The sequence below is a fragment of the Vibrio paucivorans genome (assembly GCF_054053395.1).
This window is the reverse complement of sequence record NZ_CM133230.1, coordinates 228,020-254,279: the sequence shown is the minus strand read 5'-3', so window position 1 is coordinate 254,279 and position 26,260 is coordinate 228,020. Positions and strand designations below refer to the sequence as shown.

The following is a 26,260-nucleotide window of genomic DNA, read 5'->3' as shown; positions in this document are numbered from 1 at the left end:
GCTCTCCAGTTAAAAAAACGACTTAACGTTCTTCTAGCATTTTTACGATCTGGTTGGCTACCACTTTTGCACTTTGGTCGTCAGTACGAACAGTATAATCCGCTACTTCTTCATATAAGGAGTTGCGTTCGCCAGCCAAAGACTCAAGTACTTCGCGCGGGTTGTCCGTTTGTAATAGAGGACGCTTCTTGTCACGGTTAGTACGTGCAAGTTGCTTCTCAATCGTTGTTTCAAGATAAACAACAACGCCACGTGCTGACAGACGGTTGCGGTTTTCTTTGCTCTTAATAGAACCACCACCAGTTGCTAGTACGATACCTTGTTGCTCAGTTAGATCATTGATGACAGATTCTTCACGCTTACGGAAGCCATCTTCACCTTCAACATCAAAGACCCATGCGATATCAGCACCAGTGCGCTCTTCGATCACTGTATCAGAGTCTAGGAACTCCATATGCAGTTGTTGAGCAAGGTGTCGACCAATTGTACTTTTGCCAGCCCCCATAGGGCCAACAAGGAAAATATTGCGTTTCTCAGCCATGTTTAGCAGTAATTTACAACGTTAATTCAATGACATCGCCACAAGAAGAGCCAGTTAGAACATGGCTTTATAGACGCTTGTGGCACCGATTCCTCACAGATAATTCGTGATAAGACCCGAAATTATCTAGATAAGGTGCCACTAATGCAAATTTATTTTTTGTTCGTCTATATTCTCATCAATTTTGTGACCAACATTCCTACAAGCGCTTTACTGAATAACCACTTTAGGGGTAACAAATATCAGCAATTCGCTTTTACCGGCTTGCTCATACGTTCGACGAAATAATGCACCAAGTAACGGTAAGTCCCCCAATAATGGCACTTTATCGACGGTATTGGTCACACTGTGCTGAAAGATCCCTCCTAACACTACCGTTTCACCGTTATTCACCAGCACTTGTGTACCGATTCTTTGAGTATTAATCGCTACAGCTTCACCCGTGCCCGTTTTTACCACATCACCAGGTCTATCTTGGGTAACACTTAAATCGAGAACTAAACGATTATCCGGCGTGATTTGCGGCGTCACCTTTAAACTCAGCACGGCTTTTTTAAACGCGACGCTGGTTGCGCCGCTCGAAGAAGACTCTAAATAAGGTATCTCTGTTCCCTGCTCTATATAAGCGGGCTTTTTATTGGTCGTGATAAGCCTAGGGCTGGAAATGATTTCCGCTTTAGATTCTCGCTGAAGTGCCGAGAGCTCAAGATCGAGCAACATATCTGAACCTAGCTTAGCTACCTGAAAAGCAATCGACGACGCATTTGGCGAAGCCGCGGCTAAATTAACATTAAGAAAGTCTTCCACTGGCAACTCATCACCCGCTAACAACCCCTGCTGCCACAGGTTGCTTTCAATAGAGCCTCCCACGGTGTTATCGCCATTAGTTGAAGTAAAGCCCCAGCGCACTCCGAGTTCATCAAGATTCCCTTCATTAACAGTAACAATGCGAGCCTCTATCTGGACCTGTTTCACTGGAATATCGAGCGATTCTACGATGTCGCGAATCACCGAAATGTTCTCATCTAACTCTCTTATCAACAAAGAGTTGGTTCTCTCATCGATACTGATTGAGCCTCGCTCAGATAGCATACTCACAGCACTGTCTCCACCAATCATATCGGCGATGTCAGACGCTTTGGCGAACTTGATCTTGATAATGTCAGAACTGAGTTCACCCAACTCTTCTTCTAATCGTGCTTTCTCAAGCTGCTGCTTTTCACGTAGATCAAGCTCTTGTTTTGGCGCTACCAAAATCACGTTACCATCGACGCGTTTATCTAGCCCTTTGACTTGGAGAATGATATCGAGTACTTGCTGCCACGGTACGCCGTCTAGACGCAAAGTCAGATTGCCACTCACAGAGTCCGATACCACCAAGTTAAAATCGTTATAATCAGCGATAAGCTGCAATACGTTACGAACTGGTATGTCTTGGAAGTTAATGGAAATGAGCTTGCCTTCTTTCTCAAGGATACTCTTCGGCTTAGGTTGTTGTGATTCATCCAATTGACTCACAACCACTTCTAGATACTTTCCTTTTAAGCTGTAATCGTAATCAAACTCACCTTGTATCGATGCCACCAACAGCGTACTCGGTTCTTTACGAAACACTTCAATGCTCTGCACTGCGGTTGCGAAGTCTTCCACATCAAGCAAAAACAGTTTTGCATCACTCACATCCGTTTTAAGTAGCTCAATACTCAACCCTTCCTGAACTTTCTGTACATCCACAACGGCAGATTGAGAAGCGAGATCCACAATGATTAATGCGTCTTTATCTTTGTTCACCCGAAAATCAATATTGCGCAATTGATTGGCGTTATCGTCCTCACTTGACGCTCCAAATGCGACCAAAGCGGCGAACATAATGAACACCGCTATCAAACGGTTAAACAGCTTAGCCATTCTTGTTGTTAGTCCTTTATTCATTTCTTGTATTCCAAACACTTAAAATCATTTCATGGCAAGTTTGACGTTACGCTTGCTCCAGCACCCCATCCCGTCTGGCAGGGTCTCATTTATCATTAGGTAATTAGATGCCACTCGTGTCACCCGGCCGTTGTTCAATCCGATGTACTGGCCTTTCTTCACTTTGACGACATTGCCTTGTGGGGTTTGCACTAATGCTGACACGGCTCCATTGCTACCCATGACTCCTTTCAGCCTCAATTTGCGTAGAGCGTAGCGCTCAAGCTGCCCTGTTTTATTGCGTTTTTGAGGCTGCCAGCAGTCTTTCTTAACAACAGGTTGATCTTGAACCAATGCTTCTTTCGGTAATACAAAAGGCTCACGAGCTTGCGTTCTTTGATAGGCAGAAGCAACAAAGGGTTCGCTTGGTACCAACTGAGCCACTTCTCGCTGTGCTTGTTGTTCGGTTTGTGCGATGAACTGATTAAGCGGCTCTTGATTCGCTCTGCATCCAGCAACAGTGACCAGCAAGACGATCCAGTACTTACTTTTCATGACTTACCTCCGGTTTGAATTGGTAGGTATAAGCTCGAACACGAAAATGCAGCGTGCTACTTTCTTGGCTAACTCGCTGCCAATCAATATCGTCAAAATTTATGATGCGGGGCAGCTTTGCAATAGCCTCTGAAAAACTGCCAATATCGTGGTAGCTACCCGTCAATTCAATATTGAGCGGCAGTCGATACAGAAATGACTGATTTTGCCGCTCTCCCCAATCTATCCGAGTAAAAGTCAGTGAGTTATCTAAGCCAAGGTTATTGACCGACGCCAACATACTCGCCAACTCTTTTTGCTCTGGCAGCTGCTGAAGTAAAAAATCATAACGTTGCTTTAGCTCGTCTAGCTGCTCTTGCATCTTGGGTAATGCCGCCACTTTATTGGCTTTGATCCGCAACGTGGCTTTCTGAGTTTGCTCTTGCTGTTTTAGGTTTTCGAGTCGCTGCTGTTTAGGCTGCAAATAGAACCAATACCCCGCGGCTTGAAGCGCGATGATAAGTAAAACGATCACTAGCATTTGGGGAAGAAGGGGCCACTCTGGCATCTCATCTAAATCAAGATCTTGTAAATTAGCCATGACTTCCCTCTCTGTGATTCGCAAGTTGTGAGGGCTTTATAGAGAAAGAGACTTTGAATGTTTGGAACTTCTTACCAAAACGCTGCTTGCCATGGACAATTGAATGCATTTCGACCTGTTCAAGCAAAGGGGATTTTTCAAGGTTATCCAACATGGTCGCGAGTCGGGCCATGCTGTCACTAATCCCCGTCAGCTCAACATGAAGGGTATTCATTTTAATTTTATCGACGTAAACCCCTTCCGGAATCATTGCTGGGATTGCGTTCATAAACTCAGTCGATTTATTACGCTGTTGCTGCAGGGACTCCACAACACTTAGGCGCTGAAGTAAGGCTTGATGCTCTTGCTCAGTGAGTTTCAGCCTCGACAACTGTTTATCCAGCCGGGAGTTATAATCTTTAAGGTAATTCAGCCGTTGCTGCTGAATAGTGTTCTGCTCGCCAATAAATGCACCAAACCCATATTGAATGCCGCCAGCTACCAATACTGCAAGAATAAGGAGTTGATAGAAGCGCTGTCGATGCTGCTGCCTCTTCTGCTCCCGCCAAGGTAATAAGTTAACGCTATATAGCATGCTTAGCCTCCACCCACTCAGCTCCACGTAACGCTAACCCTGCCGCAGAAGTAAAGCTTTGCGCGTGCACGGTTTGCTGCTTGAACTTGGAAGATTTGCACTTAAACAGCGCTAAAGGGTTTAGTATCTCGCACTGCACCGACAAACGACGAGAGAGCTCTTCCACTAATAAAGGAGTTGTCGCCCCGCCCCCTGTCAGCCAAATACCGCTTACCGATGCCGCACCACTTACGGAAAGCAACAACTGCATCTGCCTTTGGAGCCGTTCTATAAGTTGATTGATAAACAACTCTGTTCGCTCGGGTGCAAGACTTCCACTAGGCTCCTCACACTCTAAAAACTGAGTACCAAACGCAATCTCCTTGCAAAACGGAGCTTTTGCTGGGAAATCAATACATAAGGAAGTTTGGCTATAGCCGATATCCACCAGCAGCCAATCAGATTGACCAAGCTGCTGACTCGCTTGCTGCCAAATGCGCACCAAACTATGTGCCTGAGTATCCAGTAAAACAGGTTTAAATCCCGCTTTGGTCGCTGCAAGTGTACGGCTATCAATTACGTCTTTTTTCGTCGCATAGACTTGATAAGAACGACTAGAGAGTGGCTGACCGAGTGAGCTATCTAATGGAACAAAGTCCAAATTCAGCTCTTCGATGGGAAAAGGAGATTGATGAGAAAAAGCCTGAAATATCGCGAACTCCTGTTCACGCTCCTCAAGTTCACTATCTATTTGTAATACCTTGCTAATTACCGCGCTATCGGGGACCGATATTGAGACATATCGACTAAATAATGGCAGGCTCTTCCTTAGTTCTTTGAGTTTCTTTACAATTTTCTGATAATTAACGGTGTGATTATCAGAAAATACGTCAGCTGTAACTGGCAGCTGTTTATACCCAACTAGTGAATACCCTTCACTTGCTGGCTTTAGCACCACGGCTTTAATACTATGGTGGCCGATATCAATACCAGTTATTAATGATTTACCCATGTAGCGTATGCTCCAACGACTATATCTAGCTCAATTTTGCGTATAGTGGATGGATTAATTAGGCTCCATCTTAAAATCTGAGCTACTTTTTAGCTTAGAGTACAAGGGTTTGCGATCACGCAGCCTCAACTAATCAGGGATTCTCCGGTGAAGTTCATAAAGCGTTTGTTTATATTCACATTGATTTGCATGATTCTTGGAGTCACTACTATTTTCGGCTTCTATTATCACGTCAAACCAGAGCTACCAGATGTAGCTACTTTGCGCGACGTAGAATTGCAAACTCCAATGCAAGTATTCAGTCAAGATGGGAAGCTGATTTCCCAATTCGGAGAAAAGCGTCGCATTCCAGTCACGTATGACGAAATTCCACAGCACTTGATCGAAGCTTTGATCGCAACGGAAGACAGCCGTTTTTACGAACACCCGGGGATAGACCCTATTGGCATTACCCGTGCAGCGATTGTCGTTGCAATGTCGGGCTCGGCGAAGCAAGGGGCGAGTACCATTACTCAGCAGCTTGCGCGTAACTTCTTCTTATCGAATGAAAAGAAGATCATGCGAAAAATCAAAGAGATTTTCATTGCTATCCACATTGAACAGTTGCTCACTAAACAAGAAATCCTAGAGCTGTACGTTAACAAGATTTTCCTTGGCTATCGTTCGTATGGTTTTGGCGCAGCAGCTCAAACTTACTTCGGTAAAAATCTACAAGATTTATCGCTGAGCCAAATCGCAACCTTGGCAGGTATGCCGAAAGCACCGTCTACCATGAACCCTATTTACTCCTTGGAACGCGCAACTAACCGACGCAACATTGTGTTGCTACGTATGTTGGATGAAAAATACATTACACAAGAAGAGTATGACCAGGCTAGAGCTGAAGAGATTGAATCCCGCTTCCACGGCGCTGAAATTGAGTTAAGCGCCCCTTATGTTGCTGAACTTGCTCGCTCTTGGATGGTATCTCGCTATGGTGAAGATGCGTATACCTCGGGCATGCGAATCTACACAACCGTTGACTCTAAGCTACAAGAAGCGGCTAACACTGCCACTATAGATAACCTATTGGCTTACGATGAACGCCATGGCTACCGTGGTGCAGAAACAGTGCTATGGAAAGCCGGACAAACAGCGCTTAGCCCAGAAGAAATCACTAGCACACTAAGACGAGTACCAACTTACGGCCAAATTACGCCAGCTGTTGTGACCAGCATTGATGGTAAAACGGCTACTGTACAAGTGAAAAATGAAGGCGAGCAAGTCATTGAATGGTCTGGGATGAATTGGGCACGTAAGTTCTTAACGGACGACCGCCAAGGTCCTGAGCCGAAACAAGCAAACGAAATCCTAGCGGTGGGCGAGCAAATATGGGTTCGCTCAGTGCAAATACCAGCAAGCGATGACAACCTAGAAGCGTTACCAACTTGGCGTTTAAGCCAAGTCCCTAACGCCAATGCTGCATTTGTAGCCATGAACCCTGAGAACGGCGCTGTAAAATCGCTAGTCGGTGGCTTTAACTTCGTGCACAACAAATTTAACCGTGCAACGCAGTCAGTTCGCCAAGTCGGTTCTAGTATCAAGCCATTCATTTACTCTGCTGCAATTGATCAAGGCATGACATTGGCTACCCTAATCAACGATGCACCAATCAACCAGTGGGATAAGAGCCAAGGTACGGCGTGGCGACCGAAGAACTCACCGCCGACTTACGTTGGTCCAACACGCCTACGTATTGGTCTAGCACAGTCTAAAAACGTGATGGCCGTGCGTGTTCTACGTGAAGTCGGCCTAGACGAAACGCGTGAATACCTCACTCGCTTCGGTTTCAATATTAACGACCTGCCTCGCTCAGAAACCATAGCGCTAGGAGCAGGTAGCTTAACCCCTGTCAAAATGGCGCAAGGCTACTCAGTGTTCGCTAACGGTGGTTACTACGTCGAACCGTTCTATATCAGCCGTGTCGAAACACCTTTTGGCGATTTAGAATACCAAGCAAACCCTAGCATTATTTGCCGTGATGATTGTCCTGAACAATCAACCGCGACAACAACGGCTGAAAACGAGTTTGCAGAACAAGACGTTGTCGTTGACGAGAATGCTCCACACTACGCACCACAAGTCATCTCAGAGCAAACCGCGTTCTTAGTTCGAGAAATGATGTACAGCAACATTTGGGGTGGCGGCAACTGGCGCGATGGCACTGGCTGGAACGGTACTGGCTGGCGAGCTCAACCACTTAAGCGCCGCGATATTGGTGGTAAAACAGGTACCACTAATGATTCTAAAGATGCATGGTACAACGGCTACGGCCCAGGTATTGTCGCTACAGCTTGGGTAGGCTTCGATGACCACAACCGTAAGTTAGGCCGTACTAAGCCAAATAAAAACTTGGACAACAACCAGATCTCTGGTGCGGAAGCGGGTGCGAAGACCGCTCAACCTGCATGGGTCGACTTTATGAAGGTCGCGCTGCAAGACACACCAGCGCAACCAAAAGCACTACCACCGGAAATTGTTCGAGTGCGTATCGACCGCGAAACTGGCTTACTCACTAACAAGTTTGATTCCAGCTCAATGTTTGAGTACTTCTTACAAGGTACAGAACCAAAAGAGTTCGTCGCTGAACGCATTAACGACAATATTTACAGCTCTTCAGAATCCGAAGAACTGTTCTAACTCAAGTCAAAACGGAAAAAGGAGAGCTTATGCTCTCCTTTTTTATTTGTGCTAGTTTCAACTATACCGCGCTTTCAAGCTGCTTTTTTATTGCCTCAGCAAGCTGCTCAAAACGAGCTCTCAGTGGAGATCCTGGTCGGTACGCCAACACAATACTGCGCGAAGGAATCGGATTCGCTGCTTTAACATAGCACACCCCATCTTTAACTTTTTCTTTTGGTAGTGATAACTCGGGTAACAAAGTAATCCCCGCCCCTGCTGCTACCATGTTACGCAGCGTTTCTAAGCTGGTTGCCTTAAAGCGTTCATCATCTTTTGCCCCTGCAGCGAAACAAAAACCTAATGCTTGGTCTCGCAAACAGTGGCCATCACCCAGCGCCAACACTGTTTTACCGTTCAGCTCTAGCATGTCGATTTCATCAAGATTGGCCCATTCATGATCGCAAGGCACCGCGACACTCATTGGCTCATTATATACTTCGATCTCTTTAAACATTTCTGTTTCCGTCACCGAAGCCAACACTAAGCAATCGAGTTTGCCTTCTTCTAGCTGGCGCACTAACTGATGAGTCTGCGCTTCATGCAGATACAACTCCAGTTCAGGGAATTGCTCTTTTAGGCTAGGTACAATTCTCGGCAATAGATAAGGGCCGACAGTTGGAATAAAGCCAATGTGCATCGGCCCAGACATAGCACCCGTTTGTTGGCTAGCCATATCTTTGAAAGTCTTCACTTCACCCAAAATACGCTTAGCTTGCTCCACTAATTGCAAGCCAGAATCGGTAAACAATACTCGACGACTACTACGCTCAAGTAACGTGGTTCCCAATTCATCTTCCAGTTTTCGAATCTGGCCACTCAACGTCGGCTGACTGACAAAACACGCTTCCGCCGCTTTGCGGAAATGCTTGTGCTCAGCCAAAGATACTAGATATTCAAAGTCACGAATGTTCATGAATTTCCCCATAAGGACATGACTCACCACCGTAATGGCAGCAAATAGTTTAGATAGGAATTAGCTATCAAAACCATAACATTAAACGATTAGAGCTATCAAAGGTTTTATTTAATAATAACTACATCGAAACAGAGCACAGTCACTACACTGATAAGACTCAACCACACAAATTTAGAATCCAATAAAGGAAACCATTATGTTTGCATCTAAAGAAGGCCAAAACGTACCTCAAGTTACTTTCCCAACTCGCCAAGGTGACGCTTGGGTAAATGTAACAACTGACGAGCTGTTCAAAAATAAAACCGTGATTGTGTTCAGCCTTCCGGGCGCGTTCACACCAACCTGTTCATCTAGCCACTTGCCACGCTATAACGAGCTGTTTTCGGTATTTCAAGACCACGGGGTAGACGAGATTCTGTGTGTATCTGTTAACGACACATTTGTAATGAACGCATGGAAGAGTGACCAAGAAGCTGAAAATATTACTTTTATTCCAGATGGTAATGGTGAGTTTACTGACGGCATGGGCATGTTAGTTGATAAAAACGACCTAGGTTTTGGCAAGCGTTCATGGCGCTACAGCATGCTAGTGAAAAACGGTGTGGTTGAGAAAATGTTTATTGAGCCAAACGAGCCAGGCGACCCGTTCAAAGTATCAGACGCAGACACCATGCTTAAACACGTGGCACCAGACTACAAAACTCAAGAATCAATCACTGTATTTACCAAACCAGGCTGCCCTTTCTGCATGAAGGCGAAACAAAATCTGATAGACCACGGTCTTCAATATGAAGAAGTGGTGTTGGGTAAAGATGCAACGACTGTCAGCCTACGTGCAATTTCAGGCCGCACGACCGTTCCTCAAGTTTTCATCGGTGGTAAACACATTGGTGGTAGCGAAGAATTGGAAGCGTACTTAGGTTAATTCCGAACCCTCAGCCTCCCATCACCTTCGGGCGTTGGGGGGCACTTTAAACCTCAGTCGAGTTTAGATAACTAGTCGCTTGTCGTTGTTCAACTCCACTACTTATCTAAATTTACAAACCCATTGATAACCTCTTGCGCCCTCGGTGCGACAGAGGCAAAGCGAGTGTGCAGTATGAAACAATTAAATGTTGATGTAGCTATCATCGGTGGTGGTACCGCTGGCCTAGGCGCGTATCGCGCTGCTAAAGCACATACCAACAGCGTGGTAATGGTTGAAGGTGGTCCATATGGCACCACTTGTGCCCGTGTCGGTTGTATGCCATCCAAGTTGCTGATCGCTGCAGCGGAGAGTGTGCATCAAATAGAAAAGGCCCCTGGTTTTGGTGTTCATCCTCAAGGTGAAATTGTCATCAATGGCCGTGAAGTCATGGATCGCGTAAAGCGCGAACGCGACCGCTTTGTTGGCTTTGTATTAGAAGGGGTGGATGAGATCCCTACTCAAGATAAAGTCTCGGGATACGCCAAATTCATTGATGATCACACCCTACAAGTGGATGACCATACCCAAATTTCAGCCAAACGCATTGTGATCGCGACAGGCTCTCGTCCTGCTTACCCTGCTGTATGGAACGATCTCGGCGACCGACTGGTCATCAATGATGATGTTTTTGACTGGGATGACTTGCCAGAATCAGTAGCCGTATTTGGCCCTGGTGTTATTGGTCTAGAACTAGGGCAAGCGCTACATCGCCTAGGTGTAAAGGTGAAGCTATTTGGCATTGGGGGTCAAGTCGGGCCTCTGACGGATCCAGAAGTAATGCAATACGCAGACAAAGCGTTTAAAGAAGAGTTCTACTTAGATGCTGATGTCAAAGTCGAGAGCATGAAGCGTATTGATGGCACTGACAAAGTTGAAATTCAATTCATTAATCATGATGGAGACTTAGAGACTTTTGTTGTCGACTATGTGTTGGCTGCAACTGGACGTCGCCCTAATGTCGACAAACTTGCTATTGAAAACACCACTGTAGAACTTGATGAACGCGGCGTACCAAACGCGGATCATTACACTCTGCAAACATCTGCAGAAAACATCTTTATTGCCGGTGATGCTAGCAATCAAATTCCGCTGCTGCATGAAGCTGCCGATCAAGGCCGAATTGCAGGTGACAATGCAGGTCGCTTTCCAGATATCCGAGCAGGTCTGCGCCGTTCCGTCATTTCAGCCGTGTTCTCTGATCCGCAAATCGCGATGGTAGGAGAAACCTACAAACAATTAACCACTCGTCTGGGCAATTGTGGCTGCTTCGCTACTGGTGAAGTGTCGTTTGAAAACCAAGGACGCTCACGTGTAATGCTTAGAAACAAAGGTATCTTACACGTATACGGTGAGCAAGGCACCGGGCGCTTTTTAGGGGCGGAAATGATGGGACCGAATGCTGAGCATCTCGCGCACCTACTGGCTTGGGCACATCAAAATAAGATGACAGTATCAGAAATGCTAGATATGCCGTTCTACCATCCCGTCATTGAGGAAGGCGTTCGTACAGCACTTCGGGACCTCAACGCCAAGTTACACCTTGGCCCAGAAATGATTAAGCATTGTTTAGACTGCGGCCCAGGCTGCTAAGCAACACTAAAAAACGAGCCATTAGGCTCGTTTTTCGTTTACGATAGCGCTCAGCTAAAATTACTTTTCAGCCGCAATCACAGAAATCTCCACCAGCAAGGCTTCACGCGCCATATCACCGGTCACACAAGCACGGGCTGGAGCATGACCTTCTGGTACCCACGCATCCCAAACGGCATTCATTGCTTGGAAGTCCTGCATATCTTTTAGGTAAATCGTAGCCGAAAGCATGTGTTCTTTATCGCTTCCCGCTTCTAGCAGCAGTTCTTCTACTTTATCTAACATAGTTTGGGTCTGTTCTGTAATGCCTTTCGTCGCGTCAGCACATACTTGGCCACATAGGTAAATAACACCGTTATGCTTTACAATTCGGCTCATACGCTGTTTAGTTTGTTGGCGTTCTATCATGTTTCTCACTTCTTTAATGCGGTACTTTTATAGGAATAACTCCATAGTACCTAATATGCTTTCCCCATGACATGCAACCACTGTGAAAAAAATTGGTTTTGGAAAAAGATTGGCCGTTGTAAACGCTGTATGGATCAACTCACAGTGTTATCAGTGGTGTGCTGGATCATTTGGTGGTTTGGCTTTAAAGAAAATCCGCAGAGTATTGAGTCCATCGCGCTGATCATGGCAGGCTTCGCCTTCAACGGGTTGCTATTTCTCCACTTATGGATGCGCTTTGTGATATTGCCTTGGAAGAAACGTAAAAAGAAAGGTCAGTAAAGACGGTAAACACTGGTGCTCTGCCAACGACTGATTTTTTCCAACCTCTAGAAAGAAAAAAGCCCCAAAACCAAATCTGGTTTGGGGCCTTCTTAGATTCTTCTAAGAAAAAGCAGTGGTACTTTAATAGACCGAGCTTTTTCTCAATGGTTCCCAGAAAAATGATCTTTTTTTCGATCTTTTTTTGAGAACCACAATTCACCTTAGCTTACAGCAGGTTACGCAACCTCTACCTTAGCAATCAGTTTCTCAATTAAATTAATTTCCAGTGCGACTTCATCACATGCATGCTGGCGAGGACACTGCTCACAATCTTTAAGTACTTTCTCTGGTAGCAAACTCTTAGACGTCGGCAAGAAGCTATGGTTCATAAAGAATTCTGGCGTACGAGTTAGAACAAACACTTTCTTAATGGCCATTTGACGCGCTTTTTCGACTAGGTGCTGAACGATAGCAGTACCATGGCCCTGACCATGCCAACCCGCCTCGACTCCAAGGGAGCGAATTTCAGCTAAGCCCGAGTCGTAAACGTAGAGTGATGCACAACCCGTTACCTCACCATGATGCTCAGAGACGGCAAACGAGCCAATATCACGCACCAACTCATTACGAGAACGTGGTAAGTTTTCACCCATATTCGCCCAGTAGGTCACCATGCCTTCTAGGGATTCAATATCCGTTAAACGCGCCGAACGCACTTTTACCGCGAGTGTGTCTCTGGTTTCCAGGCGCTTCTCTGCTTGGTCTACTGCGTAAGCCACTTGCTTAGGCGATACACCACCAAGAGCGCTACGTTTTTCCAAACAAGAATCAATGGTTAAGATGTCGTAAACATCCGATTCGATCACTTCAGAGAACTCTTTCAGTTCTTCAATCGACAATTCTTCTAGCGCACAACCTTTAGCAATGGCCCCTACCACAGCAACACCGACAATATGGTGCGCTTCACGGAATGGGATACCTTTCGCGACTAAGTAGTCAGCCAACTCTGTCGCATTCGCATAGCCTTGCTTCGCCGCTTCTAACGTACGTTCGCCGTTCACCTTGATACCGTCAAAACACAGTGCAGCCATCTCCATACAATCATTCCAAGTATCAAGCGCATCAAATAGCCCTTCCTTGTCTTCTTGCATGTCTTTGTTGTAAGCCAATGGCAGCGCTTTTACAGTCATCATCATGCCAGCAAGAGAGCCATAAACACGGCCCGTTTTACCACGGATCAGCTCTAACGCGTCTGGGTTTTTCTTTTGCGGCATCAGCGATGAACCAGACGTCACGGTATCGGCTAACTCAATGAAGTTTGATTCACCTGAGTTGTAGAAAATCATATCTTCCGCTAGACGAGATAAATGCAACATAGAGATAGAAGCAATCGACATTAGCTCCATCACATGATCACGGTCGGAAACTGAATCTAATGAGTTACGTGTCGCACGGCGGAAGCCTAAGTTATGAGCGAGCTTTTCACGATCCATTGGATAAGCAGTACCAGCTAAAGCACCACTGCCAAGTGGGCAAGTATCTAAACGCTTAATCGCGTCATTCAAACGCGAGTAATCACGTTCAAACATTTCAACATACGCTAGACACCAGTGAGCAAAGGTAACTGGTTGAGCACGTTGCAAGTGGGTATAGCCTGGAAGTACCGTACCCTGATGCTCTTTTGCAACCGAAACCATTTGAGATTGCAGACGATCAAGAGCAATAAGAAGTTGTTGACCTTGCTGACGACACCAAAGTTTAAGGTCTGTCGCCACCTGATCGTTACGCGAGCGACCAGTATGAAGTTTTTTACCTAGGTCTCCGACTTTACCAATCAGTTGCTGCTCAACCCAAGAGTGAATATCTTCAGCATCAGAGCGTAGAATCTGATTTGGGTCTTCCATCACTTCAAGCTTAAGTTCATTAAGCGCTAGCTCTAGTTTCTGCTGCTCTTCTTCGGTGAGTACATCAACAGACTGAAGTGCTTTAGACCAGGCAATCGAGCCCACAATGTCTTGCTCAGCCAGTCGGTAATCAAAGCGAAGTGAATCGTTGAAATCTTTGAACCTTGTGTCTGCTGCTTGGGTAAATCTACCGCCCCATAATGCCATTGTGTCTCTCCTAATTGCTCTTAATTCATTGCTTTTGCAATGATGGAAGCTGATTGGAATCAGTTCCTTTTTTGGTATGGTTCAAACTTACCTCAATTCAAGATAAAAACAAAGTAAAAATTCACTTATTTCACATAATTATTCAACAAAGGCAAATTTAAATGCATTTGATACAAAAAGCCCGCTAGGTGACTAGCGGGCTTTGTTTTCTTTCTGCTGTTCAGAATAATTACTTATTCTTCTTTACTTCATTTAGCGCTCTGATTCTGCTTGATAGAGAGTACAGGCGGATAAAGCCTTCTGCATGACTTTGATCGTAAACTTCATCTTCACCAAAGGTTGCAAACTCTTCACAGTACAGGCTGTTGTCCGAACGCTTTTGAGTCACTGTCGCTTGGCCTTTATACAGTTTCACAACCACTTCACCGTTTACGTCTTGAGCCAGCTCTTCAGAAGCGGCTAGGATTGACTTACATAGTGGAGTGAACCAACGACCATCGTAAACAAGGTGAGAAGCTTTTACACCAAGCTCTTCACGGAATTCAAACGCTGTCTTATCCAGTACAAGTTGCTCTACTGCACGCAGTGCTTCCATCATGATGGTGCCACCAGGAGTTTCGTAACAACCACGAGACTTCATACCTACTAGGCGGTTTTCCACGATATCGATACGACCAACACCGTGTTTCACACCTTTATCGTTTAGGTAAACGAGAGCGTTATATGGCGTCATTGTCTCGCCATCCACAGCGACAACTGCACCTTTCTCGACTTTCAGTGTTACGTATTCGGCTTCGTTTGGCGCTTGCTCAGGGTCAACCGTCCAAGCCCAGCAATCATCGTTTGGCGCGTTCCAAGTATCTTCTAGAACGCCACCTTCAGTAGAGATATGCCACGCATTTGCGTCACGAGAGTAAATTTTAGTTAGAGATGCGGTACATGGGATGTTGCGCTCAGCAAGGTAATCCAGACACTCTTCACGGCTAACAAGATCCCATTCACGCCAAGGGGCAATCACATGTAGGTCAGGAGCCAGAGCTGCAAATGCACCCTCAAAACGCACTTGGTCGTTACCTTTACCAGTACAACCGTGACACAATGCATCTGCGCCAACTTTACGCGCTACTTCAACTTGTGCTTTAGCAATGATTGGACGAGCCATTGAGGTACCTAGTAGGTATTTACCTTCGTAGTAAGCACCTGTTTTTAGAGTTGGGTAAATATACTCTGCAACCATCTCTTCTTTAAGATCAGCGATGTAACACTCAGATGCACCAGATGCTTTCGCCTTCTCTTCAATGCCTTCTAGCTCTTCAGCACCTTGGCCAACATCCGCAACGAATGCGACAACTTCACAATCGTAGTTTTCTTTTAGCCACGGGATAATTACTGAGGTATCCAGACCGCCAGAATATGCGACAACTACTTTATTAACTTGAACTTTACTCATTTTCTTTCTCCAAATTCCCTGCGCTGCGCTTGGCGGTCAGTGCTCGGGTTACTTCCATTACTATTCTTTATTTGCTCGCTGGCATACTGCCAACGAACTCTATTCTTTTCACTAATTTAAGCGGGTACAAATTGAGTACCGATGCTTTCTCCTGCAAATAGCTGAGTCAGTTTTTCAGGGTAGCGCCATGTCGCGACTTCAATTGGTCGGCCCAGATCATTAGCGGCTTCTAACGCTGCATAAACTTTTACGATCATGCCATCAGTAATGACTTTGCCCTGAATCAACTGTTCTGCTTGCTGTGCATCTAGGCTAGTAATTAGGTGGCCCTTACCATCCAATACACCACTCACATCTGACAGTAGAACCAACTCAGCATCCAAAGCACCTGCAACGGCAACTGCAGCTTGGTCGGCGTTCACATTCATTAGTTGGCCTTCATTCGTTAAACCAATTGAACTAATAATCGGCAGTGCACCGCTAGCTAAAATTGCCTGAAGTACCTGTGAATTACCTGGCGTCGCTTTACCTACCGCACCAAGTTCTGGGTCAAGCTCTTCTACGTGGCACAATCCACCGTCTGCAAGGCTAAGGCCCACCGCATTTAAGCCATCTTTGATCGCTTGACCTTGAAGTAGCTTGTTAGCTGTGCCCGCTAAGGCACCTGCAATGACTGGGATTTGATCGTAAGGTGTCACACGTAAACCATCTTTTTTAACAGTTTCTAACTGAAGCTTGGCCATTAAATCATCGACCAAGTAGCCACCACCGTGCACGATGACAATTCGTCGTTGAGCTTGTTGTTGATAAGTTGCGATAGCACCAAAAACTTGGCTAAGTGTATCGGTGCACGATAATGCAGCACCGCCCAATTTGATCACTAATGGATTCTGCTTACTACTTGTCATTTCTTAATCCCTACTGTCGCTTATTACTTATCACAACGTTACTTTTCACACTATTTTCTGCATTGATTACAGCAAAGCGGTTAGCTCTGAAAAACCGTAACGAATGTTTAAACATTGCATTGCTTGGCTTGACGCACCTTTCAATAAATTATCAATCGCTGAGACGACAATGATGTGCTCGCCCTGCACTTTCCAACCGATATCGCAAAATGGTGTTTGCTCCACATTTTGAATGGTCGGCAGAGTTCCCTGCATAAGACGCACTGCCGGCTTATCTTGGTATGCGCTTTCAAATGCTTGTGCAATTTGCTCTGCCGTCACGCCTTTCGCTAACTTCATCGTGGTTGTCGCCAAAATACCACGCTTAAAGTTGCCTAAATGCGGCGTGAAAATCACATCACACCCTAAGTGAGTCGCAATTTCTGGCTGATGACGATGATTGAATACGCCATAAGCTTGCAGGCTCACTTCACAAAAGCTGTTGGTCATCGAAGCTTTGCGCCCTGCGCCGGATACTCCACTGGTCGCATTGATCACAGGCCACTGATTTAGGTCTAGCAGCCCCTTTTCAACTAGAGGCTTAATAGCAAGCTGCGACGCCGTTGGGTAGCAACCCGGTACCGCTATCAGCTGGTGCTGTTTAATCGCTTCAGCATTCCACTCCGCCAATCCATAAGCAGAGTTATCCAACCATGCTTCGTGCTGGTGCGCGAAACCATAGAATTCTTGATAGAAATTGTCGCTTTTAACTCTGAACGCACCTGACAGGTCGAACACTTGGCTACCTTGCTCTAAAAAAACGTGAGCGAGGTCATGGCTGACTTCATGGGCTGTAGCTAGGAAAACCACATCGCATTCTTGCGCCGCTTTTTTCACGTCAATCAAAGGCTGGACAGGAGTATCGATGACACCCGATAGCTTACCGTGCAGCTGAGCAATACTTTTTCCTGCGTCAACACTATTGGCGGACACATATAAACCTGATAGCGTAAGTTGCGGGTGTTTATGTATCATTACAGCTAGCTCAGCTCCGGTGTAGCCGCTAGCGCCGATAATTGTGGTTTTTAGCATCTCAGCTTTTAACATTTAAGGCATCCAAATCTTAAGTAAACAACACTAATTAAATGACTATTAATTTTAAAAAACCGCTTTATTTTGATTTTTTATTCATTAATTATGATTTAATATGTGTTTTACCTTCTTAAGGTATTTCTGTCAACAGTAGAAGTGAAGATAATATGCAATTACCAAGTTTTCTTGAGGTCTATAGAGGCCTAATTTCAACCTCATCCATCAGTTCTACCGATCCTAGCTGGGATGAAGGCAATGCACAGGTCATTGAAAAGTTAGCGACTTGGCTGAAAGACGTTGGCTTCGAGGTAACCGTTACTGAGGTTGAGCCGGGAAAACACAACTTAATTGCGAAAAAAGGCTCGGGTGAAGGAGGGTTACTGTTAGCAGGTCACAGTGATACTGTGCCATTCGACGAAGGCCGCTGGAATTTCGATCCACATGCACTGACTGAATCAGACAACAAATTCTATGGTTTAGGCACAGCTGACATGAAAGGCTTCTTTGCGTTTATTATTGAAGCGGTGAAGAAAGTCGATTGGAGCAAACAAACTAAGCCTTTATATATCCTCGCGACGTGTGACGAAGAAACCACTATGCTGGGAGCTCGTCACTTTACCGAAAATGCACCGTTTCAACCTGACTACTGCATCATCGGTGAGCCGACCAGCCTAGTCCCTATTCGTGGCCACAAAGGTCATGTCGCGAATGCTGTACGCGTCACCGGGAAATCAGGACACTCCTCAGATCCAGCGCTAGGTGTTAATGCTATCGAGATCATGCACGAAGTCCTATTTGCCTTAATGCAGCTCAGAGACAAGTTAATTAAAGAGTATCACCACCCTGGGTTTGCCATTCCCAGTCCAACTCTCAACCTTGGCCACATTCATGGTGGTGATAGCGCTAATCGCATCTGTGGTTGTTGTGAACTGCATTACGATGTACGTCCATTACCAGGGATCAGCTTAGATGGATTAGACAATATGCTGCGCGGCGCACTCAAAGAAGTCGAAGCGAAATGGCCGGGGCGACTCTCTATTACGCCACTGCATGAACCAATTCCAGGTTATGAGTGTCAACATGACCACCCCTTTATCGGTGGTGTAGAGCAAATTTGTCAAACACCTTCCGAAACTGTGAACTACTGTACGGAAGCACCGTTCCTACAGCAGCTTTGCCCGACTCTCGTTTTAGGTCCAGGTTCAATTGACCAAGCGCACCAGCCTGATGAGTTCTTATCATTTGAGTTTATCGACCCAACCATAGATATTCTTTCCAAGGCGATGCATAAATATTGCTTCTAGAATTCAGTGAGGCTGATGCTTTGCTGTCAGCCTCATCCTTTCTCTACACTTATTTCGAGCCACTTCAACTTTTTCTCCTGAGCTAAAAACGCCCTTCACTCCTTGTAATAAAATTTCAATATCAATAAAACTAACTGCTTCAAAAGCTTATCAACACTCACTTGCATAATAAATGCAATCTTAGACGGCTTTATTTGACTCCATACAACACTTTTCGCTAGATTGTGTACTTAACAAGGAACATTGGATGTAATTTTTTTACAAGGCAGGATGACAATGAACGAGAAATACTCCGCTCTTAGAAGCAATGTGAGCATGCTAGGACACTTGCTCGGCAACACCATCAAGGATGCACATGGTGACGTACTTCTAGAGAAAGTAGAAACCATTCGTAAACTTTCCAAGTCCGCCCTCGCAGGCAATCAACAAGATCGCGACAGCTTGATTGAAGAAATCAAAAGCCTGCCGAATGAACAGCTCACCCCAGTTGCTCATGCATTCAACCAATTTCTCAACCTGACCAACATGGCCGAGCAATACCACACAATTTCTCGCCACTGTGATGCTAACGTTTGTGAACCCGATGCGCTAAACACGCTGTTCTCAAAGCTAAGCCAGCAAGACATCAGCAAACTAGACACCGCTCGGGCCGTTCGCGACCTTAACATTGAGTTGGTACTTACTGCGCACCCAACTGAAATTACTCGTCGCACAATGATTCACAAACTAGTGAAGATTAATAAGTGCCTTTCAAAACTAGAGCTGGGTGACTTATCAGAAAAAGAACGCCGTAAAACAGAGCGACGCTTAGAACAATTGATTGCTCAAAGCTGGCACTCCGACACTATTCGTAAACAGCGCCCTACACCACTTGATGAAGCGAAGTGGGGATTTGCTGTGGTTGAGAATTCACTGTGGGAAGCGGTTCCAGATTTCCTACGTGAACTCGACCAACGCCTAGAAGGCTACCTAGGTGAAGGGCTACCTATTGACGCACGACCTGTTCACTTCTCATCTTGGATGGGTGGTGACCGCGACGGTAACCCATTTGTCACTCACACCATCACACGCGAAGTCATGCTACTTTCGAGATGGAAAGCGGCAGACCTTTACCTAAACGATATCAATGAACTCGTTAGCGAACTGTCGATGACACAATGCAACGACGCGGTACGCGCGCTTGCTGGTGAAGATGAGCATGAACCTTACCGTGCGGTATTGAAAGAGTTACGTGCCCTCCTCACAGAAACCAAAGATATTCTAGACGCGAAGATTCACGGCCAAAAACTGGCAGTGAAAGCGCCACTACAAAAAATTGAACAGCTTTGGGAACCTCTATACGCGTGTTACCAATCGCTGCATGAGTGTGGCATGGGCATCATTGCCGATGGCTCGTTGCTCGATACTCTGCGCCGTATCAAAGCGTTTGGCGTACATCTGGTTCGCCTCGATATCCGTCAAGAAAGCACCCGACATTCCGATGTATTGTCAGAGTTGACTCGCTACCTAGGTATCGGCGACTACGATCAGTGGAGTGAGCAAGACAAAGTTGCCTTCCTAACTAACGAGCTGGCTTCCAAGCGCCCACTGCTCCCGCGCGACTGGGAACCTTCTGAAGCTGTTAAGGAAGTACTAGATACGTGTAAGATCGTAGCTGCTCAACCACGTGAAGCCTTTGGTGCCTATGTGATTTCGATGGCTCGCACTGCTTCCGATGTCCTTGCAGTTCACTTACTCCTGCAAGAATCTGGATGCCCTTACCGCATGGATGTATGTCCTCTGTTCGAAACATTGGATGACCTCAACAATGCTGAATCGGTAGTGAAACAGCTAATGGGTATCGACCTATACCGTGGCTTTATTCAGAATCATCAAATGGTCATGATTGGCTACTCTGATTCAGCGAAAGATGCCGGTGTAATGTCTGCGGGTTGGGCTCAATACCACGCGATGGAATCCTTAGTTAAAGTTGCTGAAGACGAAGGGGTAGAACTGACTCTATTCCATGGCCGTGGCGGCACAATTGGTCGCGGTGGCGCGCCAGCTCATGCAGCACTACTTTCTCAACCACCAAAGAGCTTGAAAGGTGGCCTACGTGTTACTGAACAAGGTGAGATGATTCGCTTCAAGCTTGGCTTACCAGAAGTGGCAGTCAACAGCTTTAGCTTGTACGCAAGTGCAATCTTAGAAGCAAACTTACTGCCACCACCAGAGCCTAAACAAGAGTGGCGCGATCTAATGAACGTGCTATCTGAAGTTAGTTGTGAGTCTTACCGCAGCGTAGTGCGTGGTGAAGCGGACTTTGTTCCATATTTCCGTCAAGCCACTCCTGAACTTGAGCTTGGTAAACTTCCATTGGGCTCTCGCCCAGCGAAGCGTAATCCAAAAGGTGGCGTAGAAAGTTTACGTGCAATCCCATGGATATTCTCATGGAGTCAAAACCGTCTTGTTCTTCCTGCATGGTTAGGTGCTGGTGAAGCGATTCAATACTCTGTCGATAAAGGACATCAAGCGCTGCTGGAAGAAATGTGTCGTGAATGGCCGTTCTTCTCTACTCGCTTAGGCATGCTGGAGATGGTATATACCAAGTGTAACATGGAGATTTCACGTTACTACGATGAGCGCCTTGTTGATGAGCCATTACTTCCACTGGGTGATCGTCTACGTGATCAATTGCAAAAGGACATCAAAGCTGTATTGAATGTGGAAAACAACGAGAACCTAATGCAAAGCGACCCATGGGGCCTAGAGTCTATTCGTTTGCGTAACATCTACGTTGAGCCATTGAACATGCTACAAGCAGAACTGCTGTACCGTACTCGACAAAATGAGGAGTCTTCACCTGAATTAGAAGAAGCACTCATGGTTACGATTGCTGGTATTGCCGCAGGTATGCGAAATACTGGCTAACAGCCTGCTCAATTGGCAGATGGATACTTTTTATTCATCTGCCAATTTGCTCAACACTTCATTTTAAATTCAAAAACCAGACAAAAGATCCCACAAAACCAGTACTATCAACCATAACAAAACCACTATTGAGTTTTTTGTCAGCTTTTTAGGCAAAACTGGCCATCTATTCCACTTTATGCTTATTATTTAGATATACTACTGCTCCACTACGAGAACAAATTAATACCCATAACTCGTAGCTTAGATACCTCTCTAGGTACTCACTCTAGGTGACATACGGCTTAACCAAGGTGACAGAACCGACAATATAAAGTTGGTATTGCTTCAAGCAACGAAACTAAATAAGCACCACAGAAGTGCATTTAACGCTTAAGCAAAATTGTTTTATTTGTGCCACTCAATAGAAACGATCTGGCATGTATTGAACGTACCTTATCTACTTTAAACCTAGCTTAGAAAGTTTGAGCCTAGCTTAGAAAAGATATCCGCCTCCAATACTCTTCGTTACTTTTGATACTGGCATCATTGATCATTTGGATTGAAGACATGTCATTACCACACGTTATCCTAACCGTTTTAAGCACTCGTGATGCTACCGGATACGACATTACTAAAGAGTTCTCTGCGAGCATTGGTTACTTTTGGAAAGCTAGCCACCAGCAAGTGTACCGTGAGCTTAACAAAATGGCTCAAAATGAGCTTGTCACCTGTGTACTAGAGCCTCAAGAAGGCAAACCAGACCGTAAGGTTTATTCAATCACTGATTCAGGGCGCAGCGCTCTTGGTGAATGGTTCGACCAACCTACAGCTCACCCAACAGTACGTGATGAGTTTTCAGCTAAGCTCATGGCTTGTGCCGTTCAAGCCTCTGCACCTTTTAAAACACAACTTTCAGAGCTAGTTGAAGAGTCTCGTAAGCTAGTATCACACTATCAAGAAATTGAAACAGCTTACTATGCGACCCCAGCTACTCTAGACAAGCAGCAGCGTTTAGAGCGCTTAACGCTTCGTCGCAATCTGCTGCTTCGCCAAGCTTGGATCACTTGGGCAGAAGAAACACTTACAGAACTTGATGCACTGTCTTAAATGACAATAATCAAAAGTTAGGCTGCCAATTGGCAGCCTTTTTTATTGGAATCAAAAGGTTTACCTGAAACAAAAAAGAGCTAGCGAAAACGCTAACTCTTTAAGTATACAGCTCGGTATCAGTTTAGATTCCGTCACCACCAATAAAGCTTTGTGATTTACCATTAAACTGCTGATCCATATCCAATGACGGTTTATCCGTTTTCGGACGACCAACAATCTTAGCAGGCACACCAGCAACTGTGGTATGAGCGGGTACAGGTTGAAGGACAACGGAGCAAGAGCCAATTTTGGCACCTTCACCAACTTCAATATTGCCAAGTATTTTCGCCCCTGCACCTATCATCACGCCTTCTCGGATTTTTGGGTGACGATCGCCGCACTCTTTGCCGGTACCACCTAATGTGACATCCTGAAGAATAGACACATCGTTTTCAACCACTGCCGTTTCACCGATGACAATACCTGTCGCATGGTCGAGCATGATCGCCTTACCAATTCGCGCAGCAGGGTGAATATCCACTTGGCATGCTACAGAGATCTGGTTTTGTAAATAGGTAGCCAGTGCAATACGGCCTTGTTTCCATAACCAGTTTGCAACTCGGTAACCTTGCAGAGCATGGTAACCCTTTAGGTACAACAGCGGCATAGAGTACATTGCGACCGCAGGGTCACGGTTAACCGTTGCACAGATATCACAAGCAGCAGATTCGGTAATAGATGGATCTGCGGCAAACGCTTCTTCAACAACTTCTCTCACCGCCATAGCTGGCATTGAAGCGGTCTTCAGTTTGTTCGCCAAAATATAGCTGAGCGCTGCGGCTAAACTATCGTGCTTGATGATGGTCGCATGGTAAAAGCTCGCCAACATTGGCTCTTGTTCAGATTGCTCTCTCGCCTCACGAACAATCGCTTTCCATACTTTCTGTTTTTCGCAATGTTTCATTTATTCTTCCCTAATCGCGAGCCTGACATAACTAAGTTGACTCGCGCACTTCCCAATCTACTTGCCTTCAGACTTTTTGTCACGAGCCAATAGATCTTGCGCCGCTAAACGGGCGTCTTTTCCTTGATACAACACTTGATAGATTTGCTCGACGATTGGCATTTCCACACCCATACGATCAGCCAGCAGCCACACTTCTTTGGTATTGCGATACCCTTCAACCACTTGGCCAATCTCTTCTTGAGCAGTATCGACATCTTTACCTTGGCCAAGCGCCAAACCAAAGCGGCGGTTACGCGACTGATTGTCAGTACAGGTTAAAACTAGATCACCTAGGCCAGCCATCCCCATAAAAGTTTCAGGTTCGGCACCTAAAGCCGCGCCTAAACGTGTCATTTCAGCTAACCCACGGGTGATTAACGCAGTTCGAGCATTAGCACCAAAACCAATACCATCCGACATACCGGCGCCGATTGCGATGACGTTTTTCACTGCGCCGCCCAATTGCATACCAATAAAGTCATTATTGGCGTAGACACGGAAAGTTTTGCTACAGTGAATTTTCTCTTGTAGATCAGAAACGAATTCAGCATCTGGAGAGGCAACAGAAATCGCAGTGGGCATGCCCATCGCTAATTCTTTGGCAAATGTTGGTCCCGAAAGTACTGCAAGTGAATAACCTTCACCAATAGCATCATGAGCCACTTCTTTAAGCAAGCGACCAGTTTCCGGCTCGAGACCTTTGGTCGCCCAGCAGATGCGGGTATCTTCTCGAAGATGAGGCTTCAAGCTATTCAATACAATACCAAATACATGGCTTGGCACTACCACCAGCAAATCACGGCTCGCAGACACAGCTTTGGCTAGATCTGATTCAATAATCAACGATTCTGGAAAGTCGATGCCTGGCAGAAACTCGTGGTTAGCACGGTCAGCTTCTAATTTGCTCATATGCCCTGGCTCATGTCCCCATAGAACAACATTCGCACCATTACGAGCCAAAGAAATCGCTAGGGAAGTGCCGTAAGAACCTGCACCGATTACCGACATTGTGACTTCTTTTCCGTAAACACTGTCAGCGTTTTGTGCATGAGGTTGATTGGATTGTGTCATTGTTCCGCCCGATAACTAATCATAAAGATAAAAACAAAAAATGCACATCGCACCGTAATGAAGATGCTTTGTGCATTTTATTTACTAGTAGTAACGCCAACGAATAGCGCCTAGGACTGTGTCCAAATTACGCTTCAGCTTGGCCTTCACCTTGAGCTGCTTGCTGCTGTAGGTAGTTCATAAACAATGCATCAAAGTTTACTGGCGCAAGGTTTAGTTGAGGGAACGTACCTTTAACAACTAGGCTTGAAATAGTTTCACGTGCGTATGGGAATAGAATGTTAGGGCAGAATGCACCTAGACAATGAGCCAGTTGGCCTGCTTCCATTTTATCTGCAGTGAAAATACCACCTTGTTGAACTTCACATAGGAAAGCAGTCTCTTCTGCATTCTTCACTGTCACAGTCAAACGAAGAACGACTTCGTATGTACCTTCACCTAGCTCACGGCTTTGAGTGTCAAGGTCTAGCTTAACATCAGGGTTCCACTCTTTTTGGAACATTGTTGGTGAATTAGGCGCTTCGAAAGAAACGTCTTTTAGGAAGATACGTTGAATTGCGAAGTTTTGTGCTTCTTGTTGTGGTGCTGCTTCAGCCATTGTTAAATCCTTAAATTCTGTTTACTAAATCTGCCTTGAGCCTAACCGAGAGATCATACCTTGACTAGGTTAAACCGCTATTACGTGCAAAGCGTCACATCTCTCTCAGTTAAGCGCTGCCTTTTTAGGCAAAGCGTTGGCGAAAGAATTACTTCTTACCGCGAACCAGAGGTAGATTAGCTTCATTCCAAGCAACCAAACCGTTTTTCAGTAGGTTTACTTTTTCAAAGCCAGCTTTCGCTAATAGGTTAGCGCTCTCTTGAGCAGTTTGACCTGTTTTACATACAACGATGATTGGGTCTGATTTGTGGTTTTCAAGGCTACCCAAGTTATTCGCTTTAATATCTGAAGGCAAAATGTGAACCGCATCGGTAATGTGACCCTTTTTGAATTCATCTTTCGAGCGGATATCCACTACTACACCGTTTTCACGGTTCATCAATAGCGTAGTTTCAGACGCTGTAATTTCTTTATATGCCGCTGTAGACGACTTAACAATGCTCATAATTAGAGCGATAAAAAGACCAACCCATACCAAAGATAGGATCATATTCTGTTGGAAAAACTCAATGTACTCTTGCATATCTTGTGCTCTTGCAATGTTTATCGTTAATACGTTCCGCTAAGACCCACAAGCCTTAAAGCTTGTGGGCTCAATAAATTCAGACAAGGAGTATAGCGAGGATAAGGGGTGTAAGCTATA

22 protein-coding genes and 1 pseudogene are annotated in these 26,260 nt (G+C 45.5%); 7 read left to right on the top strand and 16 right to left on the bottom strand.

Going from position 1 to position 26,260, the window contains the following annotated elements:
- Positions 1–22 precede the first annotated feature (22 nt).
- From aroK to pilM, 6 genes and pseudogenes are all read right to left on the bottom strand, one after another.
- A complete protein-coding gene (gene aroK / locus ACXABW_RS01170; RefSeq protein ID WP_252029106.1) occupies positions 23–541 on the bottom strand; it encodes a shikimate kinase AroK in 519 nt (172 codons plus the stop codon).
- Positions 542–751: 210 nt separating this feature from the next.
- A pseudogene (locus ACXABW_RS01165) lies at positions 752–2,374 on the bottom strand (type IV pilus secretin PilQ); the annotation flags it as partial.
- 123 nt (positions 2,375–2,497) lie between these two features.
- Complete coding sequence (locus ACXABW_RS01160; RefSeq protein ID WP_252029104.1) at positions 2,498–3,007, bottom strand: pilus assembly protein PilP; 510 nt, start codon at positions 3,005–3,007, stop codon at positions 2,498–2,500.
- The gene (locus ACXABW_RS01155) at positions 2,997–3,587 is read right to left on the bottom strand and encodes a type IV pilus inner membrane component PilO (protein WP_252029103.1); all 591 of its coding nucleotides are present in this window, start codon (positions 3,585–3,587) and stop codon (positions 2,997–2,999) included. The genes ACXABW_RS01160 and ACXABW_RS01155 overlap by 11 nt, the downstream gene beginning before the upstream one ends.
- Positions 3,580–4,161 carry a PilN domain-containing protein gene (locus ACXABW_RS01150; protein WP_457523622.1) on the bottom strand — a complete coding sequence of 194 codons (582 nt, stop codon included), beginning with the start codon at positions 4,159–4,161 and terminating at the stop codon, positions 3,580–3,582. The genes ACXABW_RS01155 and ACXABW_RS01150 overlap by 8 nt, the downstream gene beginning before the upstream one ends.
- Complete coding sequence (pilM, locus tag ACXABW_RS01145) at positions 4,151–5,152, bottom strand: type IV pilus assembly protein PilM (RefSeq protein ID WP_457523620.1); 1,002 nt, start codon at positions 5,150–5,152, stop codon at positions 4,151–4,153. Before pilM ends, ACXABW_RS01150 begins: the two co-directional genes overlap by 11 nt.
- A 147-nt stretch (positions 5,153–5,299) precedes the next feature.
- On the opposite strand from pilM, the gene ACXABW_RS01140 reads away from it, so the two are divergent.
- Positions 5,300–7,831 carry a penicillin-binding protein 1A gene (locus tag ACXABW_RS01140; RefSeq protein WP_457523618.1) on the top strand — a complete coding sequence of 844 codons (2,532 nt, stop codon included), beginning with the start codon at positions 5,300–5,302 and terminating at the stop codon, positions 7,829–7,831.
- Between the two features lie 61 nt (positions 7,832–7,892).
- Here ACXABW_RS01140 and oxyR read toward each other — a convergent pair whose 3' ends face one another.
- Positions 7,893–8,786 (bottom strand): DNA-binding transcriptional regulator OxyR, encoded by an 894-nt coding sequence (gene oxyR / locus ACXABW_RS01135; RefSeq protein WP_457523616.1) that lies wholly within the window; start codon positions 8,784–8,786, stop codon positions 7,893–7,895.
- A gap of 199 nt (positions 8,787–8,985) precedes the next feature.
- Here oxyR and ACXABW_RS01130 point away from each other — a divergent pair, with 199 nt between their 5' ends.
- Positions 8,986–9,714 (top strand): redoxin family protein, encoded by a 729-nt coding sequence (locus ACXABW_RS01130; protein WP_457523614.1) that lies wholly within the window; start codon positions 8,986–8,988, stop codon positions 9,712–9,714.
- A gap of 174 nt (positions 9,715–9,888) precedes the next feature.
- Positions 9,889–11,346, top strand: coding sequence for a dihydrolipoyl dehydrogenase (locus tag ACXABW_RS01125; protein ID WP_457523612.1), 1,458 nt, complete (start codon positions 9,889–9,891; stop codon positions 11,344–11,346).
- 60 nt (positions 11,347–11,406) lie between these two features.
- Here ACXABW_RS01125 and ACXABW_RS01120 read toward each other — a convergent pair whose 3' ends face one another.
- Positions 11,407–11,754, bottom strand: coding sequence for a RidA family protein (locus ACXABW_RS01120; RefSeq protein WP_252029096.1), 348 nt, complete (start codon positions 11,752–11,754; stop codon positions 11,407–11,409).
- Positions 11,755–11,820: 66 nt separating this feature from the next.
- On the opposite strand from ACXABW_RS01120, the gene ACXABW_RS01115 reads away from it, so the two are divergent.
- On the top strand, positions 11,821–12,075 hold the full coding sequence (locus tag ACXABW_RS01115) for a DUF3624 domain-containing protein (protein ID WP_457523610.1): 255 nt from the start codon (positions 11,821–11,823) through the stop codon (positions 12,073–12,075).
- A gap of 218 nt (positions 12,076–12,293) precedes the next feature.
- On the opposite strand, the gene argH is transcribed toward ACXABW_RS01115, so the two are convergent.
- The 4 genes from argH to argC all read right to left on the bottom strand — a co-directional run bounded on the left by argH (position 12,294) and on the right by argC (position 17,597).
- The gene (gene argH / locus ACXABW_RS01110) at positions 12,294–14,168 is read right to left on the bottom strand and encodes an argininosuccinate lyase (RefSeq protein WP_457523608.1); all 1,875 of its coding nucleotides are present in this window, start codon (positions 14,166–14,168) and stop codon (positions 12,294–12,296) included.
- A 229-nt stretch (positions 14,169–14,397) separates the two neighbouring features.
- Positions 14,398–15,618 carry an argininosuccinate synthase gene (locus tag ACXABW_RS01105; RefSeq protein ID WP_252029092.1) on the bottom strand — a complete coding sequence of 407 codons (1,221 nt, stop codon included), beginning with the start codon at positions 15,616–15,618 and terminating at the stop codon, positions 14,398–14,400.
- 116 nt (positions 15,619–15,734) lie between these two features.
- Entirely contained in the window at positions 15,735–16,526 is a 792-nt protein-coding gene (gene argB, locus ACXABW_RS01100; RefSeq protein ID WP_252029091.1) for an acetylglutamate kinase, read from the bottom strand.
- A gap of 66 nt (positions 16,527–16,592) precedes the next feature.
- Complete coding sequence (gene argC, locus ACXABW_RS01095) at positions 16,593–17,597, bottom strand: N-acetyl-gamma-glutamyl-phosphate reductase (protein WP_457524928.1); 1,005 nt, start codon at positions 17,595–17,597, stop codon at positions 16,593–16,595.
- Positions 17,598–17,764: 167 nt separating this feature from the next.
- Between argC and argE the strand changes: the two genes are divergently transcribed.
- From argE to ACXABW_RS01080, 3 genes are all read left to right on the top strand, one after another.
- Entirely contained in the window at positions 17,765–18,901 is a 1,137-nt protein-coding gene (gene argE, locus ACXABW_RS01090) for an acetylornithine deacetylase (RefSeq protein WP_457523606.1), read from the top strand.
- 276 nt (positions 18,902–19,177) lie between these two features.
- Entirely contained in the window at positions 19,178–21,811 is a 2,634-nt protein-coding gene (gene ppc / locus ACXABW_RS01085; RefSeq protein WP_457523605.1) for a phosphoenolpyruvate carboxylase, read from the top strand.
- A gap of 549 nt (positions 21,812–22,360) precedes the next feature.
- Positions 22,361–22,900, top strand: coding sequence for a PadR family transcriptional regulator (locus ACXABW_RS01080; protein WP_252029088.1), 540 nt, complete (start codon positions 22,361–22,363; stop codon positions 22,898–22,900).
- A gap of 124 nt (positions 22,901–23,024) precedes the next feature.
- On the opposite strand, the gene cysE is transcribed toward ACXABW_RS01080, so the two are convergent.
- The 4 genes from cysE to ACXABW_RS01060 form a co-directional block, all read right to left on the bottom strand.
- Positions 23,025–23,846, bottom strand: coding sequence for a serine O-acetyltransferase (cysE, locus tag ACXABW_RS01075; RefSeq protein ID WP_252029087.1), 822 nt, complete (start codon positions 23,844–23,846; stop codon positions 23,025–23,027).
- 57 nt (positions 23,847–23,903) lie between these two features.
- Positions 23,904–24,959: an NAD(P)H-dependent glycerol-3-phosphate dehydrogenase gene (gpsA, locus tag ACXABW_RS01070; protein WP_457523602.1), complete on the bottom strand. Its 1,056-nt coding sequence runs from the start codon at positions 24,957–24,959 to the stop codon at positions 23,904–23,906.
- A gap of 127 nt (positions 24,960–25,086) precedes the next feature.
- On the bottom strand, positions 25,087–25,557 hold the full coding sequence (secB, locus tag ACXABW_RS01065) for a protein-export chaperone SecB (RefSeq protein ID WP_252029085.1): 471 nt from the start codon (positions 25,555–25,557) through the stop codon (positions 25,087–25,089).
- Between the two features lie 148 nt (positions 25,558–25,705).
- On the bottom strand, positions 25,706–26,140 hold the full coding sequence (locus tag ACXABW_RS01060; protein ID WP_252029084.1) for a rhodanese-like domain-containing protein: 435 nt from the start codon (positions 26,138–26,140) through the stop codon (positions 25,706–25,708).
- Between the last annotated feature and the right edge of the window lie 120 nt (positions 26,141–26,260).

Excerpts from the sequence above, each read along its gene's own strand:
- ACXABW_RS01105 (WP_252029092.1), bottom strand. The coding sequence starts at position 15,618 with ATGAGTAAAGTTCAAGTTAATAAAGTAGTTGTCGCATATTCTGGCGGT.
- secB (WP_252029085.1), bottom strand. The coding sequence starts at position 25,557 with ATGGCTGAAGCAGCACCACAACAAGAAGCACAAAACTTCGCAATTCAA.
- oxyR (WP_457523616.1), bottom strand. The coding sequence starts at position 8,786 with ATGAACATTCGTGACTTTGAATATCTAGTATCTTTGGCTGAGCACAAG.
- argC (WP_457524928.1), bottom strand. The coding sequence starts at position 17,597 with ATGCTAAAAACCACAATTATCGGCGCTAGCGGCTACACCGGAGCTGAG.
- ACXABW_RS01080 (WP_252029088.1), top strand. The coding sequence starts at position 22,361 with ATGTCATTACCACACGTTATCCTAACCGTTTTAAGCACTCGTGATGCT.
- argE (WP_457523606.1), top strand. The coding sequence starts at position 17,765 with ATGCAATTACCAAGTTTTCTTGAGGTCTATAGAGGCCTAATTTCAACC.
- ACXABW_RS01130 (WP_457523614.1), top strand. The coding sequence starts at position 8,986 with ATGTTTGCATCTAAAGAAGGCCAAAACGTACCTCAAGTTACTTTCCCA.
- cysE (WP_252029087.1), bottom strand. The coding sequence starts at position 23,846 with ATGAAACATTGCGAAAAACAGAAAGTATGGAAAGCGATTGTTCGTGAG.
- argH (WP_457523608.1), bottom strand. The coding sequence starts at position 14,168 with ATGGCATTATGGGGCGGTAGATTTACCCAAGCAGCAGACACAAGGTTC.
- ACXABW_RS01150 (WP_457523622.1), bottom strand. The coding sequence starts at position 4,161 with ATGCTATATAGCGTTAACTTATTACCTTGGCGGGAGCAGAAGAGGCAG.
- gpsA (WP_457523602.1), bottom strand. The coding sequence starts at position 24,959 with ATGACACAATCCAATCAACCTCATGCACAAAACGCTGACAGTGTTTAC.
- ACXABW_RS01125 (WP_457523612.1), top strand. The coding sequence starts at position 9,889 with ATGAAACAATTAAATGTTGATGTAGCTATCATCGGTGGTGGTACCGCT.
- aroK (WP_252029106.1), bottom strand. The coding sequence starts at position 541 with ATGGCTGAGAAACGCAATATTTTCCTTGTTGGCCCTATGGGGGCTGGC.
- ppc (WP_457523605.1), top strand. The coding sequence starts at position 19,178 with ATGAACGAGAAATACTCCGCTCTTAGAAGCAATGTGAGCATGCTAGGA.
- ACXABW_RS01155 (WP_252029103.1), bottom strand. The coding sequence starts at position 3,587 with ATGGCTAATTTACAAGATCTTGATTTAGATGAGATGCCAGAGTGGCCC.
- argB (WP_252029091.1), bottom strand. The coding sequence starts at position 16,526 with ATGACAAGTAGTAAGCAGAATCCATTAGTGATCAAATTGGGCGGTGCT.
- ACXABW_RS01160 (WP_252029104.1), bottom strand. The coding sequence starts at position 3,007 with ATGAAAAGTAAGTACTGGATCGTCTTGCTGGTCACTGTTGCTGGATGC.
- ACXABW_RS01115 (WP_457523610.1), top strand. The coding sequence starts at position 11,821 with ATGACATGCAACCACTGTGAAAAAAATTGGTTTTGGAAAAAGATTGGC.
- ACXABW_RS01060 (WP_252029084.1), bottom strand. The coding sequence starts at position 26,140 with ATGCAAGAGTACATTGAGTTTTTCCAACAGAATATGATCCTATCTTTG.
- ACXABW_RS01120 (WP_252029096.1), bottom strand. The coding sequence starts at position 11,754 with ATGATAGAACGCCAACAAACTAAACAGCGTATGAGCCGAATTGTAAAG.
- pilM (WP_457523620.1), bottom strand. The coding sequence starts at position 5,152 with ATGGGTAAATCATTAATAACTGGTATTGATATCGGCCACCATAGTATT.